Annotated in this window: 16 protein-coding genes and 2 tRNA genes; 1 reads left to right on the top strand and 17 read right to left on the bottom strand. The window is 57.7% G+C overall.

Translation table 11 applies throughout. From position 1 onward, the window contains the following. Positions 1 to 144 precede the first annotated feature (144 nt). The 14 genes from rpsO to rlmE all read right to left on the bottom strand — a co-directional run bounded on the left by rpsO (position 145) and on the right by rlmE (position 13,289). On the bottom strand, positions 145 to 414 hold the full coding sequence (rpsO, locus tag ACA071_RS04185) for a 30S ribosomal protein S15 (protein WP_003176135.1): 270 nt from the start codon (positions 412 to 414) through the stop codon (positions 145 to 147). Between the two features lie 262 nt (positions 415 to 676). Beyond that, a complete protein-coding gene (truB, locus tag ACA071_RS04180; protein ID WP_497643263.1) occupies positions 677 to 1,594 on the bottom strand; it encodes a tRNA pseudouridine(55) synthase TruB in 918 nt (305 codons plus the stop codon). A gap of 3 nt (positions 1,595 to 1,597) precedes the next feature. Beyond that, a complete protein-coding gene (gene rbfA / locus ACA071_RS04175) occupies positions 1,598 to 1,999 on the bottom strand; it encodes a 30S ribosome-binding factor RbfA (RefSeq protein ID WP_497643262.1) in 402 nt (133 codons plus the stop codon). A 159-nt stretch (positions 2,000 to 2,158) separates the two neighbouring features. Further along, positions 2,159 to 4,684, bottom strand: a complete 2,526-nt coding sequence (gene infB, locus ACA071_RS04170; protein WP_497643261.1) for a translation initiation factor IF-2 — start codon at positions 4,682 to 4,684, stop codon at positions 2,159 to 2,161. 27 nt (positions 4,685 to 4,711) lie between these two features. Next, positions 4,712 to 6,193 (bottom strand): transcription termination factor NusA, encoded by a 1,482-nt coding sequence (gene nusA / locus ACA071_RS04165; protein WP_497643260.1) that lies wholly within the window; start codon positions 6,191 to 6,193, stop codon positions 4,712 to 4,714. 47 nt (positions 6,194 to 6,240) lie between these two features. Further along, entirely contained in the window at positions 6,241 to 6,699 is a 459-nt protein-coding gene (rimP, locus tag ACA071_RS04160) for a ribosome maturation factor RimP (RefSeq protein ID WP_166656037.1), read from the bottom strand. Between the two features lie 138 nt (positions 6,700 to 6,837). Beyond that, positions 6,838 to 6,914, bottom strand: a tRNA-Met gene (locus ACA071_RS04155). A 96-nt stretch (positions 6,915 to 7,010) separates the two neighbouring features. After that, positions 7,011 to 7,096 (bottom strand) — tRNA-Leu (locus tag ACA071_RS04150). A 23-nt stretch (positions 7,097 to 7,119) separates the two neighbouring features. Continuing rightward, on the bottom strand, positions 7,120 to 7,503 hold the full coding sequence (secG, locus tag ACA071_RS04145; RefSeq protein WP_017336473.1) for a preprotein translocase subunit SecG: 384 nt from the start codon (positions 7,501 to 7,503) through the stop codon (positions 7,120 to 7,122). Positions 7,504 to 7,507: 4 nt separating this feature from the next. Beyond that, on the bottom strand, positions 7,508 to 8,263 hold the full coding sequence (gene tpiA, locus ACA071_RS04140; RefSeq protein WP_497643259.1) for a triose-phosphate isomerase: 756 nt from the start codon (positions 8,261 to 8,263) through the stop codon (positions 7,508 to 7,510). Positions 8,264 to 8,329: 66 nt separating this feature from the next. Further along, entirely contained in the window at positions 8,330 to 9,667 is a 1,338-nt protein-coding gene (gene glmM / locus ACA071_RS04135; protein WP_497643258.1) for a phosphoglucosamine mutase, read from the bottom strand. Positions 9,668 to 9,683: 16 nt separating this feature from the next. After that, positions 9,684 to 10,535 (bottom strand): dihydropteroate synthase, encoded by an 852-nt coding sequence (gene folP / locus ACA071_RS04130; protein WP_497643257.1) that lies wholly within the window; start codon positions 10,533 to 10,535, stop codon positions 9,684 to 9,686. Positions 10,536 to 10,543: 8 nt separating this feature from the next. Continuing rightward, positions 10,544 to 12,457, bottom strand: a complete 1,914-nt coding sequence (ftsH, locus tag ACA071_RS04125; RefSeq protein WP_213940890.1) for an ATP-dependent zinc metalloprotease FtsH — start codon at positions 12,455 to 12,457, stop codon at positions 10,544 to 10,546. Positions 12,458 to 12,659: 202 nt separating this feature from the next. Continuing rightward, the gene (rlmE, locus tag ACA071_RS04120; RefSeq protein ID WP_020299918.1) at positions 12,660 to 13,289 is read right to left on the bottom strand and encodes a 23S rRNA (uridine(2552)-2'-O)-methyltransferase RlmE; all 630 of its coding nucleotides are present in this window, start codon (positions 13,287 to 13,289) and stop codon (positions 12,660 to 12,662) included. A 105-nt stretch (positions 13,290 to 13,394) separates the two neighbouring features. On the opposite strand from rlmE, the gene ACA071_RS04115 reads away from it, so the two are divergent. Beyond that, positions 13,395 to 13,703, top strand: a complete 309-nt coding sequence (locus ACA071_RS04115) for a YhbY family RNA-binding protein (RefSeq protein WP_008005472.1) — start codon at positions 13,395 to 13,397, stop codon at positions 13,701 to 13,703. A 9-nt stretch (positions 13,704 to 13,712) separates the two neighbouring features. Here ACA071_RS04115 and ACA071_RS04110 read toward each other — a convergent pair whose 3' ends face one another. The 3 genes from ACA071_RS04110 to carB are packed head-to-tail and all read right to left on the bottom strand — an operon-like array spanning position 13,713 to position 17,840. After that, positions 13,713 to 14,117 (bottom strand): MFS transporter, encoded by a 405-nt coding sequence (locus tag ACA071_RS04110; protein ID WP_497643256.1) that lies wholly within the window; start codon positions 14,115 to 14,117, stop codon positions 13,713 to 13,715. A 28-nt stretch (positions 14,118 to 14,145) separates the two neighbouring features. After that, positions 14,146 to 14,622: a transcription elongation factor GreA gene (greA, locus tag ACA071_RS04105; protein ID WP_054050053.1), complete on the bottom strand. Its 477-nt coding sequence runs from the start codon at positions 14,620 to 14,622 to the stop codon at positions 14,146 to 14,148. Continuing rightward, the gene (gene carB / locus ACA071_RS04100; RefSeq protein WP_169371659.1) at positions 14,619 to 17,840 is read right to left on the bottom strand and encodes a carbamoyl-phosphate synthase large subunit; all 3,222 of its coding nucleotides are present in this window, start codon (positions 17,838 to 17,840) and stop codon (positions 14,619 to 14,621) included. Before carB ends, greA begins: the two co-directional genes overlap by 4 nt. Between the last annotated feature and the right edge of the window lie 106 nt (positions 17,841 to 17,946).

The following is a 17,946-nucleotide window of genomic DNA, read 5'->3' as shown; positions in this document are numbered from 1 at the left end:
TCTTGGGCAATGTCGGGAATCGGCCCAACGCCTGTCCAGGGTAAAACGTGTTTCCAGATAAAACTTGAGGCTGGGAGCCTGCCATGCGCCAGCGGGAAACCCACTGACGCACGACAGACAACCAACCTCTAGCGCAATCGCTTATTAGCGACGCAGACCCAGGCGACCGATCAGAGCCTGGTAACGGCCCAGATCCTTGCCTTTCAGGTAGTCCAGCAGCTTACGGCGCTGGTTTACCATGCGGATCAGACCACGACGGGAGTGGTGATCTTTACCGTTGGCCTTGAAGTGACCTTGCAGCTTGTTGATGTTGTGGGTCAGCAGTGCAACTTGCACTTCTGGCGAACCAGTGTCACCAACAGCTTGCTGGTAGTCAGCTACGATTTGAGCTTTTTCTTGAACGTCGAGAGCCATGAGGCAATCCTTTTATCAGGAAACTGTTTCAGAGAAACAGCTTCAACAGGCCAGGGACAAATCCCTGTATCTAAAAATGAGTAGTGACCATGCCTGCTAACAGCCACCCTCGTCCCAGTTTGTGCAAAAGCTGCTGCGCTCGGTAATCCTGCGTCAAAAACCGGCTCGGAATGCTCATTGACAGCAGTCAACTCCGCTTCCTCGCCTGTTTTTTTCTTGTCTTCCCTTCGCTCGCTACGCTTTTACACCAAACTGGTTCCGGTCATTCTGACCGAATCAGTCGACGCGGCGCGATGCGCCCGTCTTCGCTCACTTCACCGATACCGATGAAGCGACCGTTGTGATCCTGTACCCGTACCATGCCGAACTTCGGTGCATCCGGGGCTCGTACCGGTTGGCCGTTAAGCCAGTAGAACGAGCTGTGCTCCGAGAACTGCAACAGCGGCCAATCCAGCAAGCCGCTGTCCGATGGCATCAGGAAGCGGTCGACCGCTTCGTTGCCGCCTTCGGCATGTACTGCTTCCAACTCTTCAAGCGTGACCGTCTGCGCCAGCGTGAAAGGCCCGGCCTGGGTACGTCGCAGTTCTGCAACGTAAGCGCCACAACCGAGTTGCTCACCGATATCCTCCACCAGGGTGCGGATATAGGTGCCTTTGCTGCAATCCACTGCAAGGCGCGCAGTATCACCCTCAAAGGCCAGCAATTCCAAGCGCGCAATAGTAACAGAACGCGGTTCGCGCTCCACTACTTCGCCTGCACGGGCCAGCTTGTACAGCGGCTGGCCATCACGCTTGAGCGCCGAGTACATCGGCGGTATCTGACTGATTTGCCCGCGAAAACCGGGTAAAACAGCTTCGACATCGGTGCGACCAACGGTCACCGGGCGCTCCTGCAAAACTTCACCCTCGGCATCTGCCGTGGTGGTGGTCTTGCCCAGTTGCGCCAGGGTTTCATAAGCCTTGTCGGAGTCGAGCAGGTATTGCGAGAACTTGGTGGCCTCACCGAAGCACAACGGCAGCACGCCGGTGGCCAGCGGATCGAGACTGCCGGTGTGCCCGGCTTTCTCGGCGTTCAGCAACCAGCGGACCTTCTGCAACGCCGCGTTGGAGGTGAACCCCAGCGGCTTGTCGAGCAGGATGATGCCGCTGACGTTACGACGGATACGTTTGACCTGAGCCACCGATTACTCCTTGGTGTCTTCGGCTTTAGCCGCAACCGGGTGCTGATTGTCTTCAGCCACCGCACGCTCGATCAGGGCCGACAGGTGCGCGCCACGCACGACGCTTTCGTCGTAGTGGAAGTGCAACTGCGGAACGCTGCGCAACTTCATTTCGCGAGCCAACTGCATGCGCAGGAAACCGGCGGCGGAGTTGAGCACCTTGATGCTTTGCGCGATGTCTTCGGCGTTGTCCTGCCCCATCACGGTGATGAAGATCTTGGCGTGACCGACATCACGGCTGACTTCAACAGCGGTAATGGTGACCAGGCCGACGCGCGGGTCTTTGACTTCACGACGGATCAGCTGTGCCAGCTCACGCTGCATCTGATCGCCGATACGTTGGGTACGGCTGTATTCTTTTGCCATGTCTTGTTACCTGTTACTGCCACACGGTGAAACCCGTGGGGTCTGAAAGCGGCAAACGCCCGGCCTGACAAAAGCCAGACCGGGCGTTGCGTTTAGAGTCCTGACGCCGTGCCGCGCACTTGCATGCGGCGGCTCGCCGTGGCCCTTGAAGTGCGCGAGTTAGAGGCTGCGAGCAACCTGAACCTTCTCGTAGACTTCGATCTTGTCGCCAGCTTTGACGTCGTTGTAGCTCTTGACGCCAATACCGCATTCCATGCCGGCACGTACTTCGGAAGCGTCATCCTTGAAGCGGCGCAGGGATTCCAGCTCGCCTTCGAAGATAACGATGTCTTCACGCAGTACACGGATTGGACGGTTACGGTGAACAACACCTTCGATAACCATGCAACCGGCAATCGCGCCAAACTTCGGCGAACGGAACACGTCACGTACTTCAGCGGTACCCAGGATGTTCTCGCGAACATCGCTGCCCAGCATACCGGTGAGGGCTTTCTTGACGTCTTCGATGATGTCGTAGATCACGTTGTAGTAACGCATATCCAGACCTTCCTGCTCGACGATCTTGCGAGCGCCAGCATCGGCACGCACGTTGAAGCCAAACAGTACAGCGTTGGAGGCCAGTGCCAGGTTAGCGTCGGACTCGGTGATACCACCGACGCCGCCGCCCACAACACGCACTTGCACTTCGTCGTTACCCAGGCCGTTCAAGGCACCGTTCAACGCTTCCAGCGAACCACGGACGTCGGATTTGAGGACGATGTTAAGCGTCTTCTTCTCTGCCTGACCCATGTTTTCGAAGATGTTTTCCAGCTTGCCGGCGTGAGCGCGAGCCAGTTTGACTTCGCGGAACTTGCCTTGACGGAACAGAGCCACTTCACGGGCTTTCTTCTCGTCCGACAGCACGCTCATCTCATCGCCAGCGTCCGGGGTACCGTCCAGGCCGAGGATCTCGACAGGGATGGAAGGACCGGCTTCCTTGATTGGCTTGCCGTTCTCGTCGAGCATGGCACGTACACGGCCATAGTTCGAACCGACCAGCACCATGTCGCCTTGGCGCAGGGTACCGTCTTGAACCAGAACGGTTGCAACCGGGCCACGACCTTTGTCGAGACGCGATTCAACCACAACACCACGGCCAGGAGCCGAAGGAGTCGCTTTCAGTTCCAGAACTTCAGCTTGCAGCAGAACAGCTTCGAGCAACTCGTCCACGCCAGTACCGACTTTCGCCGAAACCGATACGAACGGGGTGTCGCCGCCCCACTCTTCCGAAGTCACGCCGTGAACCGACAGCTCGCTACGGATGCGATCGAGATCAGCGCCCGGCTTGTCGATTTTGTTCACTGCAACAACCAGTGGAACACCGGCAGCCTTGGCGTGCTGGACCGCTTCAATGGTCTGCGGCATTACGCCGTCGTCCGCTGCAACGACCAGGATCACGATGTCAGTCGCCTTGGCACCACGGGCACGCATTGCGGTAAACGCGGCGTGACCCGGGGTATCGAGGAAAGTGACCATGCCGCGATCAGTTTCAACGTGGTACGCACCGATGTGCTGGGTGATACCGCCGGCTTCGCCAGCAGCTACCTTGGCACGACGGATATAGTCGAGCAGCGACGTCTTACCGTGGTCAACGTGGCCCATTACGGTCACGACTGGCGCACGGGAGAACGTCTCACCTTCAAACTTCAGGGACTCGGCCAGGGAGTCTTCCAGGGCGGTGTCGCTGACCAGGGTCACTTTGTGGCCCAGTTCTTCGGCTACCAGTTGAGCAGTTTCCTGATCAAGCACCTGGTTGATGGTCGCTGGAGTACCCAGTTTGAACATGAACTTGATGATTTCAGCAGCCTTGACCGACATCTGATTGGCGAGATCGCCAACAGTGATGGTCTCGCCGATCTGCACATCACGCACGACAGGGCCGGTTGGGCTCTGGAAACCGTGGGCGTTGCGTTTTTTCAGCTTGGCCTTGCCGCGACCACCACGACGGAAGCCATCGCTTTCTTCGTCGGTAGTACGTGGCGCAACACGTGGAGCAGGCGCTTTCTCTTTGACCGAAGCACGATGCGGAGCGTTTTTGCGCTCACCATCGCCACCGCCGCTGCGACGATTGTTATCGTCGGCACGTGGCTTGTCCGGACGACGCTGATCGTTCGGCTTGCGGTCGGCAGAAGGAGCCGGTGCAGCAGCCACAACCGGTGCGCTTTCGCGAACTGGCTCGGCAACCGCAGCAGGCGCTGCGACAGCATCGTTAGTAGCGTTTTGCGCAGTAGCAGGCTGGCGGCGCGCTTCGTCTTCGGCGCGACGCTTGGCTTCTTCTTCAGCCTTCTGACGGGCAGCATTTTCTACTGCACGACGTTCTTCCAGTTCGCGTTTGCGCTCGGCTTCGATTTCTTCCGGGCTGCGCTGTACGAAAACTTTCTTTTTACGGACTTCAACGCTGATGCTTTTGCTGCCAGCAACACGCAGGGTGCTGGTGGTTTTACGCTGCAGCGTGATCTTGCGTGGTTCTTCCACTTTCGCCTTGTGGCTGCTTTTCAAGTGAGTCAGCAAAGATTGCTTCTCACTGTCAGTCACATGTTCTTCGGCGGCGGTGTGCGGCAGACCTGCCTCACGCATCTGCTGCAACAGGCGCTCTACCGGTGTTTTGACCTCATCGGCCAGTTGTTTCACCGTGACTTGCGTCATGCACTTCTCTCCTCAGGCCGCGCCTAATTACTCGAACCAGTGGGCTCGGGCGGCCATGATCAACTTGCCGGCACGATCATCGTCAATGCCGTCGATGTCGAGCAGGTCGTCAATAGACTGCTCGGCCAGGTCTTCGCGGGTAATTACGCCGCGCACCGCCAGTTCCATCGCCAAATCCTTGTCCATACCCTCAAGTGAGAGCAGGTCTTCGGCCGGATGGGCGTCTGCCAGCTTTTCCTCAGTAGCGATGGCTTTGGTCAACAAACGATCCTTGGCGCGAGCGCGAAGCTCGTTGACGGTTTCTTCGTCAAAGCCGTCGATGTTGAGCATTTCTTCCAACGGTACGTAGGCAATCTCTTCCAGGCTGGTGAAGCCTTCATCTACCAGCACTTGCGCCAGGTCTTCGTCGACTTCCAGCTCGTCGATGAAGTTGCGCAGGATGTCACCGGTTTCTGCTTGCTGCTTAGCCTGGATGTCCGATTCGGTCATCACGTTCAGGGTCCAGCCAGTCAACTGGCTAGCCAGACGCACGTTCTGACCACCGCGACCGATGGCCTGAGCCAGATTGTCTGCGCCAACGGCGATGTCCATTGCATGGGCATCTTCGTCAACGATAATTGCCGCCACTTCAGCCGGCGACATTGCATTGATCACGAACTGCGCCGGGTTATCGTCCCACAGGACGATGTCCACACGCTCGCCGCCCAACTCGCCCGACACTGCCTGGACGCGCGAACCGCGCATACCGATGCAAGCGCCTTGCGGATCAATGCGTTTGTCCTTGGAACGGACCGCGATCTTGGCGCGCGAACCCGGATCACGGGACGCAGCCATTACTTCGATCAGGCCTTCAGCGATCTCCGGCACTTCGATGCGGAACAACTCGATCAGCATTTCCGGCGCGGTACGCGACAGGATCAGCTGCGGGCCGCGGTTCTCGGTGCGGATTTCCTTGAGCAGCGCACGCAGGCGCACGCCAACCCGGAAGGTTTCGCGAGAGATGATGTCTTCACGAGCCAGCAACGCTTCAGCGTTGTTGCCCAGGTCGACGATCACGTTGTCGCGAGTCACTTTCTTCACGGTGCCGGAGATGATTTCACCCAGGTGCTCGCGATAAGCGTCAACAACCTGTGCGCGCTCGGCTTCACGAACTTTCTGCACGATGACTTGCTTGGCAGTCTGTGCAGCGATACGGCCGAACTCGATGGATTCGATCTTTTCTTCGACTACATCACCAACCTGGGCACCCGGATGCGTTTCTGCAACCTTGCTCGGCCAGGTTTCGATGGCCGGATCGTCCAGGTCTGCTTCTTCGACGACCGTCCAGCGACGGAATGTCTCGTAAGCACCGGTGTGGCGATTGATTTCCACACGCAGATCGACTTCGTCCTCGAAACGTTTCTTGGTAGCAGTGGCCAGAGCCAGCTCCAGCGCTTCAAAAATTACGTTTGCCGGTACGCCCTTTTCATTGGATACCGACTCAACAACCAGCAGTACTTCTTTGCTCATCGTACGCCTCGCCTTTCGCAAGCCATTGGATCCGCGGGATCCGCGTCTCAGTCAAAACTGGGAATAATGTTGGCCTTGTCGACCATATCGATCGGCAACAGAAACTCATGGTCTTCTACCTGCACCACGACGTCCTGCTCTTCTACACCGCGCAGAAGGCCCTGAAAGTTGCGTCGGCCTTCGAAAGGCGAGCGCAGCTTGATCTTCACTTGTTCACCGGCAAATTTTGCAAACTGCTCAAGAGTGAACAGTGGGCGTTCCATGCCAGGCGAGGAAACTTCAAGGGTGTACTCAACGGTGATCGGATCTTCAACATCCAGCACACCGCTGATCTGACGGCTGACGATGGCACAATCGTCCACCAGCACGCCGCCTTCTTTATCGATATAAACGCGCAACATTGAGTGGCGACCTTGAGCCGAAAACTCAATACCCCAGCATTCATAGCCTAGGGCCACGACCACCGGGGCCAGCAAGGCCTGCAACTCTTCTAGCTTGCTCGACACCTGAACCCCCTCGTGCATGTATGTGCATGCTATGCAAAATAAAAAAATGGGCGAAACGCCCATCCTTGAAACGCCGTCGAACAGCGGCGTTGAAAGTGTCCAGCTAACAAAAAGCCCCTTAAAAGGGGCTCCTTAAACTGGTTGCGGGGGCCGGATTTGAACCGACGACCTTCGGGTTATGAGCCCGACGAGCTACCAGACTGCTCCACCCCGCGACAAAGCTGGGGCGGAAGTATACGACCGATCCCTGACAGGGTCAATGTAACCTTCCACCTACAAGAAAGCCCGCAACAGCGGGCTCTCCTGATAATTGGTACCGAGAAGGGGACTCGAACCCCTACACCCTATGGGCACAACCACCTCAAGGTTGCGTGTCTACCAATTCCACCACCTCGGCAATACTACGTTTTGAAACCCTTCTTACTTTTGCTCTTGAGCTGGAGGCACGTCAGTCGCTGGAGTAGCCGACTTTTGCTCTTGAAGCACCGGTACATCATCAGAAGCCGGTTGTTGCTTTGGAACTTCCAACACTGCTGGATTTGGCAAACCTACTTGAGTCAGCTGATGAGCTTTCTCTTTAGCAAAGTAACCTAACCCTAAGCTGGTTATGAAAAAACCTGCGGCAAGTATAGCAGTAAACTTACTAAGAAAGGTAGAGGAACCTTGGCTTCCGAACACAGTATTTGAAGCACCTGCTCCGAAAGACGCGCCAGCATCCGCACCTTTACCCTGCTGCAGCAATACCAGAGCAACTACGCCCAATGCACCCAGCAGATGAAAAACGACTACGACTGTTTCCAGCATTTTTTCAGTTTCCCGCGGCGCGACAGATCGCACCGAACTCATCTGCATTCAGGGAAGCTCCACCAATGAGCCCCCCATCGATATCCGGCATGCCGAACAGTTCGACCGCATTGGCCGCCTTCACGCTGCCGCCGTATAGAAGCCGCACACCTTGTGCGACCTCAGAATTCTTTGCCGCCAACTGAGCGCGAATGGCTGCATGCACATCCTGCGCCTGTTGCGGCGAAGCAGTCAGCCCGGTGCCAATGGCCCAGACCGGCTCGTAAGCGATTACTGCCTTTGCAAAAACTTCTACACCCAGCTTCTCGATGACGCTGCCCAGCTGATGCCCGACAACCTCAAGAGTTTTACCGGCTTCGCGCTGCTCAAGGGTTTCCCCTATACACAACACCGGAATCAAGCCACATGCCTGTGCTGCTGCGAACTTGCGAATGAGTGTTTCATCATTCTCGCCGATGATCTGACGACGTTCGGAGTGGCCCACGAGTACCAGTGAGCAACCCTCTTCAGCCAACTGACTCGGTGCAACTTCACCGGTCAATGCACCTTGTTTGGATTCCACCGCAGCGTTCTGCGCGCCGACCTTGATCGACCTGCCTTCCAGACCATCAATCACTTGATTGACATGCAGGAAAGACGGGAATACCGCTACATCAACACCGCTCGGCAAGGCCAGATTACGCAAGCCCTTGATCAGCTCAGCGACGCTGGCGCGGGTACCGTGCATCTTCCAGTTACCAGCTACCATAGGGCGACGCATGCTGTACCTCGTCGGTCAAAGTGGGCGCAGATGTTACCCAACACAATCATGGCTGGCAAGCCGAATTCAGGCAGAAACTTCAGTAACCAGTTTTGCCAGCTCTTCGGCATAACCACGAACCAGTGTTTCGTCCTCGCCTTCGACCATGACCCGCACCAGCGGCTCCGTACCGGACTTGCGCAACAACACACGCCCACGACCCGCCATGGCCTGGGTGACACGCTCGCTGGCCGCCATAACCGACGGATGATCCAGGGGGCTAGCCCCGCCACCGAAACGGACATTGATCAGCACCTGCGGGCACTTGCGCAGCGCCTGCCGGGCTTGAGCCAGGCCTTCGGAGCGTGTCTTCAGCGCCATCAACACCTGCAACGCAGCGATAATCGCATCACCGGTCGTGGTGTGGTTGAAGCAGACGATATGCCCGGAGTTCTCGCCACCGACCAGCCAGTTGCGCTCCAGCAGGTCAGCGATCACATAGCGGTCGCCAACGTTGGCACGCACAAAAGGAATCGCCAGATCCGCCAGAGCCAACTCCAACCCCAGGTTACTCATCAACGTGCCGACAACACCGCCCTGCAACTTGCCACGCTCATGCAGATCGCGAGCAATGATAAACAGCAACTCGTCACCATCGACGACAGCGCCCGTGTGATCGACCATCAGGACCCGATCGCCATCACCGTCGAAGGCAATACCCAGATCGGCATGCTCGGCCAGTACGGCGGCTTGCAGCGGCCCCATGTGGGTCGAACCGCAATTGTCGTTGATGTTCAACCCGTTCGGCTGAGCCGACAGCACGACAACATCGGCACCCAGCTCACGGAACACGCTAGGCGCCACTTTGTAGACCGCCCCATGGGCGCAGTCGATCACGATCTTCAGGCCCGCGAAGCTGGTGCCGGTCGGGACGCTGCTTTTGCAGAATTCAATGTAACGGCCCGAGGCGTCGTTGATACGCGACACTTTGCCGATCTTGCTCGACTCAACGACAGTCATCGGGGTATCGAGCAATTCCTCGATCATCAGCTCAACTTCGTCCGGAAGCTTGGTGCCCTTGCCGGAGAAAAACTTGATGCCGTTGTCATCATGAGGATTGTGCGAAGCGCTGATCACGATGCCGGCTTCGGCATGGAACGTGCGCGTCAGATAGGCAATAGCCGGCGTCGGCATCGGCCCCAACAGCATCACGTCAGCGCCTGCCGACGTGAGGCCAGCCTCCAGCGCCGATTCGAACATGTATCCGGAGATACGCGTGTCCTTGCCTACCAGTACTTTGCAGGCACCCATCTTGCGAAACGCCATGCCGGCCGCCCAGCCAAGCTTGAGCATGAAGTCCGGAGTAATCGGATATTGCCCGACCCGACCACGAATGCCGTCGGTACCAAAGTATTTCCTAGTCATAAGTGCTCCATCATTCTTATTCGGCTGATTCTACTGCGGCGATCATCCGCATCACATCGACTGTTTCAGCCACATCGTGGACGCGCAATATACGCGCACCGTTGACCGAGGCCAGCGCTGCGAGCGCCAGACCGCCAAAAAGGCGCTCTCCAACCGGACGATTCAACGCCTGCCCAATCATGCTCTTTCGCGAAACCCCGACCAACAGGGGCCGCCCCAAGGCGTGCAAGGCTTTCATATGTTTAAACAAGCTTAGATTGTGCTGCAGTGTTTTCGCGAAGCCGAAACCCGGATCCAGAATGATCCGCTCGGCCGGGATCCCCGCTGACGCACATTGCGCCATGCGCTCGGCGAGAAACTCGCCAACTTCTTTCGTCACGTCCCGATACTGCGGATTGTCCTGCATGTCGCCCGGCTCGCCGAGCATATGCATCAGACACACCGGAAGACCGGTGGCCGCCGCCGCATCCAGCGCACCGTCACGCCGCAATGAGCGCACGTCATTGATCAATCCCGCCCCCAGTCGTGCGGTTTCGCGCATGACTGCCGGCGTGGAGGTATCCACAGAGATAATCACATCCAGCTCGCGATTGATGCGCTCTACAATCGGCGCAACACGCTCAAGCTCTTCAAGCGGCGAAACCACCCTGGCGCCAGGCCGGGTCGACTCACCACCGACATCAATCAGCGTCGCACCAGCCGCCACCATCGCCTCGGCATGACGCAACGCTGCATCGAGCTGGCTGTATCGACCGCCATCGGAAAAGGAATCGGGAGTGACATTGAGAATACCCATGACATGCGTATGGGCCAAATCAAGAACCCGGTTGCCGCAAGGCAACCGGGTCAGGGACTGAACAGAAGTCATTTCAAACCTTAAACGTCAGCAGCCGGACCGCCAATCGGTGTTTCCGGACGCGGATCCTGCGCCACCGGAGGTGTTCCGGAGGTACCGGTCCCACCACCCGACCAGTCACGCGGCTCGCGAGGCGTACGGCCTGCCATGATGTCGTCGATCTGATCGGCATCGATCGTTTCGTACTTCATCAAGGCATCGGCCATGGCGTCGAGCTTGTCACGGTTATCCGTGAGGATCTGCTTGGCTGTGCCGTAGCACTGATCAATGATGCTGCGCACTTCGGAGTCGATCAGCTTGGCTGTCTCACCAGAGAAGCTTGCGCTCTGACCGCCGCCGCCACGACCGAGGAACACTTCACCCTCTTCTTCGGCGTACATCAACGGACCGAGTTTTTCCGACAGACCCCACTTGGTCACCATGTTCCGTGCAATCTGGCTGGCACGCATGATGTCGTTGGATGCGCCGGTGGTAACACCGTCGAAGCCCAGGGTCATCTCTTCAGCAATACGGCCGCCGTACAACGAGCAGATCTGGCTGATCAATGCACGCTTGGACAGGCTGTAGCGATCTTCTTCCGGCAGAAACATGGTCACACCCAGCGCACGACCACGCGGAATGATCGACACCTTGTAGACCGGATCATGCTCAGGCACGACGCGACCGACGATAGCGTGACCAGCCTCGTGATAAGCGGTGTTCTGCTTCTCTTTCTCGGACATGACCATCGATTTGCGCTCGGCGCCCATCATGATCTTGTCTTTGGCCAGTTCGAACTCTTTCATCTCGACGATGCGCTTGCCGGTACGGGCAGCGAACAACGATGCTTCGTTGACCAGGTTGGCCAGATCAGCACCGGAGAAGCCAGGGGTACCACGAGCGATCACGGCTGGAGCGACGTCGTCACCCATCGGCACTTTGCGCATGTGAACCTTGAGAATCTGTTCACGACCGCGGATGTCCGGCAGACCGACCACGACCTGACGGTCGAAACGGCCTGGACGCAGCAATGCAGGGTCGAGGACGTCCGGACGGTTGGTTGCAGCAATGACGATGATACCGTCATTCATTTCGAAGCCATCCATCTCTACCAGCAACTGGTTGAGAGTCTGCTCGCGCTCATCGTGACCGCCACCCATGCCGGCGCCACGATGGCGACCAACGGCGTCGATTTCATCGATGAAGATGATGCATGGCGCGTGCTTCTTGGCTTGTTCGAACATGTCGCGAACACGGCTGGCACCGACACCGACGAACATTTCGACGAAATCGGAACCGGAGATGGTGAAGAACGGCACCTTGGCTTCGCCGGCAATCGCCTTGGCCAGCAAGGTTTTACCGGTACCCGGAGGACCGACCATCAATACACCGCGAGGAATGCGGCCACCCAGGCGCTGGAACTTGCCCGGATCGCGCAGAAACTCGACCAGCTCACCGACTTCTTCCTTGGCTTCGTCGCAACCGGCAACGTCACCCAAGGTGGTTTTCACCTGATCTTCGGAGAGCAGGCGTGCCTTGCTCTTGCCGAAGCTCATCGGCCCGCCCTTGCCACCGGCACCGCCCTGCATCTGCCGCATGAAGAACATGAACACGGCGATGATCACCAGGATCGGGAAGCTTGCGACCAGGAGTTGAGTCCAGATGCTTTGCTGCTCAGGCTGCTTGCCTTCGACCACAACGTGGTTGTCCACAAGGTCGCCGATCAGGCCATTGTCCTGAATTGCCGGACGAATGGTCTTGAAGCTGTCGCCATCGTTGCGCTTGCCGGTAATCACATAGCCATCCACGGCTACGCGCTCGACCTTGCCATCCTTGACCTGCTGGATGAAGTCGGAATAGTTGAGGGTCTGCGGCTCGTTAGGGCTGGAGAAGTTGTTCATCACCGTCACAAGGACAGCCGCGATGATCAACCACAGGATCAGATTCTTTGCCATATCGTTCAATTAACTACCCTCTGAAGCAAGCTCCGCTACTGGCGCGTGCTTCGCATGATATTCACCGGCCTAACTTACTACATTACCTACGACTCTGGCAGGCGCCGTCTGTAACCCTTTGTGAAACACTTTCTACACAATATTCGCTAATGGTCACGGGGCGAAATACGAAAATCCTATCGACCCGCTAAAAAACCTCGATTTACTCACTACGGCCGCGGTAGCCCCAAGCCAGCATGTATTGCTCGCGGGAACTGCCACGGGAAGAGTCCGGCTTGATCATCTGGACCTTGTCGAATTTCTGACGAGCGTCCTTCACGTAAGCATCAAACCCTTCGCCCTGAAACACCTTGATCACGAAATTACCACCCGGCTTGAGTATCCGAGCCGCCAGATCAAGAGCCAGCTCACATAGAAACATGGCTTTCGGCATGTCCACCTCAGGCGTACCACTCATATTGGGGGCCATATCGGAAATCACAAGGTCCACCTGCGAATTACCAACGGCTTCAAGGATCTGAGCGAGCACGTCGTCCCGGGTGAAGTCCCCCTGGATGAAAGTCACGTCCGGAATGCTGTCCATCTCCAGGATGTCCGAGGCGATCAGACGCCCCTGACCACCGATCAGCCGACTAGTGACCTGCGACCAGCCGCCGGGCGCCGCTCCCAGGTCAACAACACTCATACCTGGACGGATCAGTTTGTATTTCTCCTGGACCTCCAGAAGCTTATAACTCGCACGCGAGCGGTAACCATCCTTCTGCGCCTGCTTCACATAGGGATCATTGACATGTCTTTGCAGCCACTTAAGGCTTGTCTTGGAACGGGCCACGGGCCACCTCGAAAATAAAACGGGTCGTGATTAACTGGGCGGTCCCGGACTCGCTCGGGTAAACTGGCCGCCGCTTTTTACAAGATCAGACGCAGGGGTCAGATTATGCCGCTCACTCAAGAGCAGAAGAAACAGTACAAATCCATTGGCCACCATCTGAAACCAGTTTTGACTGTGGCTGACAACGGTTTGACTGAAGGTGTGTTAGCCGAACTTGAACGCGCGTTGGCGGATCACGAGCTGATTAAAATCAAGCTCAACATCCTCGATCGCGAGTCACGCCTGGCGAACATTGCAGAACTGTGCAAGGTCGGCAAAGCGGACCTGGTTCAGGTCATCGGCAAGATGGCACTGATTTACCGCAAGAACTTCAGCGTCAACAAGCAGCTGTCGAACGTCCATCGCTTCAAGTGATGGCAAGGGTCAAGGGTGTGCTTCGCGCACCCTGCCACTCCATCCAGGCACCGGCTGCAACACCAGCACCAGCCCGGAAAATCCCAGAACAAGATAGCTGAACGTTTCCCAGCGCACCGCCTCCGGCCAGCCCAAGCGCACGATGAAGAACATCGCACACGCATACAGCGCCATCAGCAGCAGTTGCCCGCGAATATCCCGCCATAGACTGGCAAGGCCCTCGGCCTGAACCAGCACCAAAGCCTGAAAAATCACACACGCCGTGGCGAAACCGACCATCAGCGCATCAATCATGTCTGTAATTTCGTCAATCAGCAGCGGTGCCAGGCCAATCCTGCCCAGCACCGGCAGCAGACCGATGTGCAACAACCACAAGCCGCCGACCCACAACATCTGAGTCAACTGCCAAAGCATGGCGCCCGCACGCAGCGGGCGCCTTCTTTCAGATGTGGCGGACTTCGACAATCTCGTACTCGATAACGCCGCTCGGCGTTTTCACGGCAACCACGTCACCCTCTTCCTTGGCGATCAAGGCGCGCGCCAGAGGCGAACCCACCGAGATCTTGCCCAGTTTGAAGTCAGCCTCGTCCTCACCCACGATGTGGTAAGTGACGGTTTCGTCGGTTTCGACGTTGGCGATTTCAACGGTGGTGCCGAAAATCACTTTACCGGTGTGAGGAATGGTCGTGACGTCGATGATCACCGCATTCTGCATGCGGCCTTCGATGTCACGGATCCGTGCCTCGACCATGCCCTGCTGCTCGCGAGCAGCGTGGTATTCGGCGTTTTCCTTCAGGTCACCCAACTCGCGGGCGGTGCCGATGTCCTGGCTGAGCTTCGGACGGACGACCTTGGTCAGGTGAGCGTGTTCTTCTTCCAGGGCTTTGGCGCCCTGGACGGTCATTGGGTATTTGATCATGCCTTCAATCCTGCGTGTAGGTCCTGCAAGCGGCGCACGGTCTTCTCGGGACCGAACTTCAGCGCTTCGCAGATAGCTTCGCCAGCAGCAATGGTGGTGGTGCAGTAGATTTTGTGCTGCAAGGCATTACGACGAATGGAATAGGAATCAGCGATCGACTGACGACCTTCGGTGGTGTTGATGATCAGGGTGACTTCGTCATTCTTGATCATGTCGACCACGTGCGGACGACCTTCGGTCACCTTGTTCACACGGCGTACTTTCAGGCCAGCGGCTTCGATCAGCTTGGCAGTACCGGCAGTGGCAACCACTTCGAAGCCCAAGTTGATCAGATCACGGGCAACGCCTGCAACCAGAGGCTTGTCGTCGTCACGCACGCTGATGAACGCAGTACCGCCGGTCGGCAGCACTTCGCTGGCGCCCATCTGGGCCTTGGCAAAGGCTTCGCCGAAGGTGTCGCCCACGCCCATCACTTCACCGGTGGACTTCATCTCTGGGCCCAGGATCGGGTCCACACCAGGGAATTTGGCGAATGGGAACACCGCCTCTTTCACGCTGTAGAAGTTCGGAATGATTTCCTTGGTGAAACCAATTTCTTTCAAGGTTTTACCGGCCATCACACGAGCCGCGATCATGGCCAGGGAAACCCCGATGCACTTGGACACGAACGGTACGGTACGGGAAGCGCGCGGGTTGACTTCGATGACGTAGATGTCTTCGCCTTGCAGCGCCAACTGCACGTTCATCAGGCCGACAACGCCCAGTTCCAGGGCCATTTTCTTGACCTGTTCGCGCATCTCGTCCTGGATGTGTCCAGGCAGCGAGTACGGCGGCAGGGAGCACGCGGAGTCACCGGAGTGAACGCCAGCCTGCTCGATGTGCTGCATGATCGCGCCGATCACCACGTCGGTGCCGTCGCAAACTGCATCCACGTCCATTTCGATGGCGCAGTTAAGGAAGTGGTCGAGCAGCACAGGGCTGTCGTTGGACACTTTCACCGCATCACGCAGGTAGCGCTTGAGTTCTTCTTCTTCGTAAACGATTTCCATCGCGCGGCCGCCCAGTACGTAGGACGGACGAACCACCAGCGGGTAACCGATCTTGCTTGCAGCACGAATTGCTTCGTCTTCGCTGCGCACAGTGGCGTTCGGCGGCTGACGCAGGTTCAGACGCTCAACCATTTGCTGGAAGCGCTCACGGTCTTCGGCACGGTCGATCGCGTCAGGGCTGGTGCCGATGATCGGGACGCCGGCCTCTTCCAGGGCACGCGCCAGTTTCAGCGGGGTTTGGCCGCCGTACTGGACGATCACGCCTTTCGGCTTCTCGACGCGGCAGATTTCCAGCACGTCTTCCAGGGTCACTGGTTCGAAGTACAGGCGATCGGAGGTGTCGTAGTCGGTCGATACGGTTTCCGGGTTGCAGTTGACCATGATGGTCTCGTACCCGTCTTCGCGCAGCGCCAGTGCCGCGTGTACGCAGCAGTAGTCGAACTCGATGCCTTGGCCGATACGGTTTGGACCGCCGCCGAGGATCATGATCTTGTCGCGGCCCGACGGGGCGGCTTCGCACTCTTCCTCGTAAGTCGAGTACATGTAGGCGGTGTCGGTGGCGAACTCGGCCGCGCAGGTGTCAACGCGCTTGTAGACCGGGAAGATCTCCAGCTTGTGACGGTGGCGACGCAGGTTTTTCTCGGTCACGCCCAGCAGCTTGGCCAGACGCATGTCGGAGAAGCCTTTGCGCTTGAGCTTGAACATCATGTCGCGGTCGATGCTGGCCAGACCCAGGGTCTTGACCTTCTCTTCTTCCTTGATCAGATCTTCGATCTGGACCAGGAACCACGGGTCGATCATGTTCATGCCGAAGATATCTTCGACCGACAGGCCGGCGCGGAAAGCGTCAGCCACGTACCAGATACGTTCGGCGCCCGGCACGGTCAGTTCGCGCTTGAGCACGCTCATGCTTTCCGGGTTGCTCAGGTCGAGCTTCTCGTCCAGGCCGCAAACGCCCACTTCCAGACCGCGAAGGGCTTTCTGCAGGGATTCCTGGAAGGTCCGGCCGATGGCCATGACTTCACCAACCGACTTCATTTGAGTAGTCAGGCGCGCGTCGGCTTTCGGGAATTTCTCGAAGGCGAAGCGGGGCAGTTTGGTGACGACGTAGTCGATCGACGGCTCAAAGGACGCAGGAGTAGCGCCGCCGGTGATTTCGTTCTGCAACTCGTCCAGGGTGTAGCCGATCGCCAGCTTGGCAGCGATACGCGCGATCGGGAAACCAGTGGCTTTCGACGCCAGTGCCGAAGAGCGGGATACACGCGGGTTCATCTCGATCACAACCATACGACCAGTGTCCGGGCAAATGCCGAACTGGACGTTGGAGCCGCCGGTTTCCACGCCGATTTCACGCAGTACCGCCAACGAGGCGTTACGCATGATCTGGTATTCCTTGTCCGTCAGCGTCTGTGCTGGCGCAACAGTGATCGAGTCACCGGTGTGCACACCCATCGGGTCAAAGTTTTCGATGGAGCAGACGATGATGCAGTTGTCCTTCTTATCGCGGACAACCTCCATCTCGTACTCTTTCCAGCCGATCAGGGATTCGTCGATCAGCAGCTCTTTGGTCGGCGACAGGTCCAGACCGCGAGCGCAGATTTCTTCGAACTCTTCACGGTTGTAAGCGATACCACCACCGGTGCCGCCCATGGTGAAGGATGGACGGATGATGCACGGGAAGCCCAGCTTCTCGAGCACTGCGTTGGCTTCTTCCATGCTGTGGGCGATACCCGAACGCGGGCAGTCCAGGCCGATGGATTTCATCGCTTTGTCGAAGCGCGAACGGTCTTCAGCCTTGTCGATGGTGTCAGCGTTGGCGCCGATCATCTCTACACCGAACTTCTCCAGAACGCCTTCGCGCTCCAGGTCCAGTGCACAGTTCAGAGCGGTCTGGCCACCCATGGTCGGCAGCAGCGCGTCCGGACGCTCTTTCTCGATGATCTTGGCAACGGTCTGCCACTTGATCGGCTCGATGTACGTGGCGTCGGCCATGTCCGGGTCGGTCATGATGGTCGCTGGGTTGGAGTTCACCAGGATGACGCGATAACCCTCCTCGCGCAGGGCTTTGCAGGCCTGGGCGCCGGAGTAGTCGAATTCGCAGGCCTGGCCGATCACGATCGGGCCAGCGCCGAGAATCAGGATGCTTTTTATGTCTGTACGTTTTGGCATGGGTTTGTCACTCAAATCCGCAGGTCAGTCGGCAAGCCGTCTTGTTCAATCTGTGAAGCCTTGAGGGGGTCGCCGGTGTCGGGACCACCCTCAAGCTTTGCTGCAT

Source organism: Pseudomonas sp. LBUM1646, from assembly GCF_059716165.1.
Note: the sequence above shows the minus strand (reverse complement) of the source record. Positions and strands in the feature narration are given on the sequence as shown.

What these genes read in the sequence shown, in the direction of transcription:
- greA (WP_054050053.1), bottom strand. Translation starts at nt 14,622, where the DNA reads ATGATCAAATACCCAATGACCGTCCAGGGCGCCAAAGCCCTGGAAGAA.
- infB (WP_497643261.1), bottom strand. Translation starts at nt 4,684, where the DNA reads ATGACGCAAGTCACGGTGAAACAACTGGCCGATGAGGTCAAAACACCG.
- rpsO (WP_003176135.1), bottom strand. Translation starts at nt 414, where the DNA reads ATGGCTCTCGACGTTCAAGAAAAAGCTCAAATCGTAGCTGACTACCAG.
- rbfA (WP_497643262.1), bottom strand. Translation starts at nt 1,999, where the DNA reads ATGGCAAAAGAATACAGCCGTACCCAACGTATCGGCGATCAGATGCAG.
- secG (WP_017336473.1), bottom strand. Translation starts at nt 7,503, where the DNA reads ATGCTGGAAACAGTCGTAGTCGTTTTTCATCTGCTGGGTGCATTGGGC.
- folP (WP_497643257.1), bottom strand. Translation starts at nt 10,535, where the DNA reads ATGACTTCTGTTCAGTCCCTGACCCGGTTGCCTTGCGGCAACCGGGTT.
- nusA (WP_497643260.1), bottom strand. Translation starts at nt 6,193, where the DNA reads ATGAGCAAAGAAGTACTGCTGGTTGTTGAGTCGGTATCCAATGAAAAG.
- carB (WP_169371659.1), bottom strand. Translation starts at nt 17,840, where the DNA reads ATGCCAAAACGTACAGACATAAAAAGCATCCTGATTCTCGGCGCTGGC.
- tpiA (WP_497643259.1), bottom strand. Translation starts at nt 8,263, where the DNA reads ATGCGTCGCCCTATGGTAGCTGGTAACTGGAAGATGCACGGTACCCGC.
- ftsH (WP_213940890.1), bottom strand. Translation starts at nt 12,457, where the DNA reads ATGGCAAAGAATCTGATCCTGTGGTTGATCATCGCGGCTGTCCTTGTG.
- ACA071_RS04110 (WP_497643256.1), bottom strand. Translation starts at nt 14,117, where the DNA reads ATGCTTTGGCAGTTGACTCAGATGTTGTGGGTCGGCGGCTTGTGGTTG.
- ACA071_RS04115 (WP_008005472.1), top strand. Translation starts at nt 13,395, where the DNA reads ATGCCGCTCACTCAAGAGCAGAAGAAACAGTACAAATCCATTGGCCAC.
- glmM (WP_497643258.1), bottom strand. Translation starts at nt 9,667, where the DNA reads ATGACTAGGAAATACTTTGGTACCGACGGCATTCGTGGTCGGGTCGGG.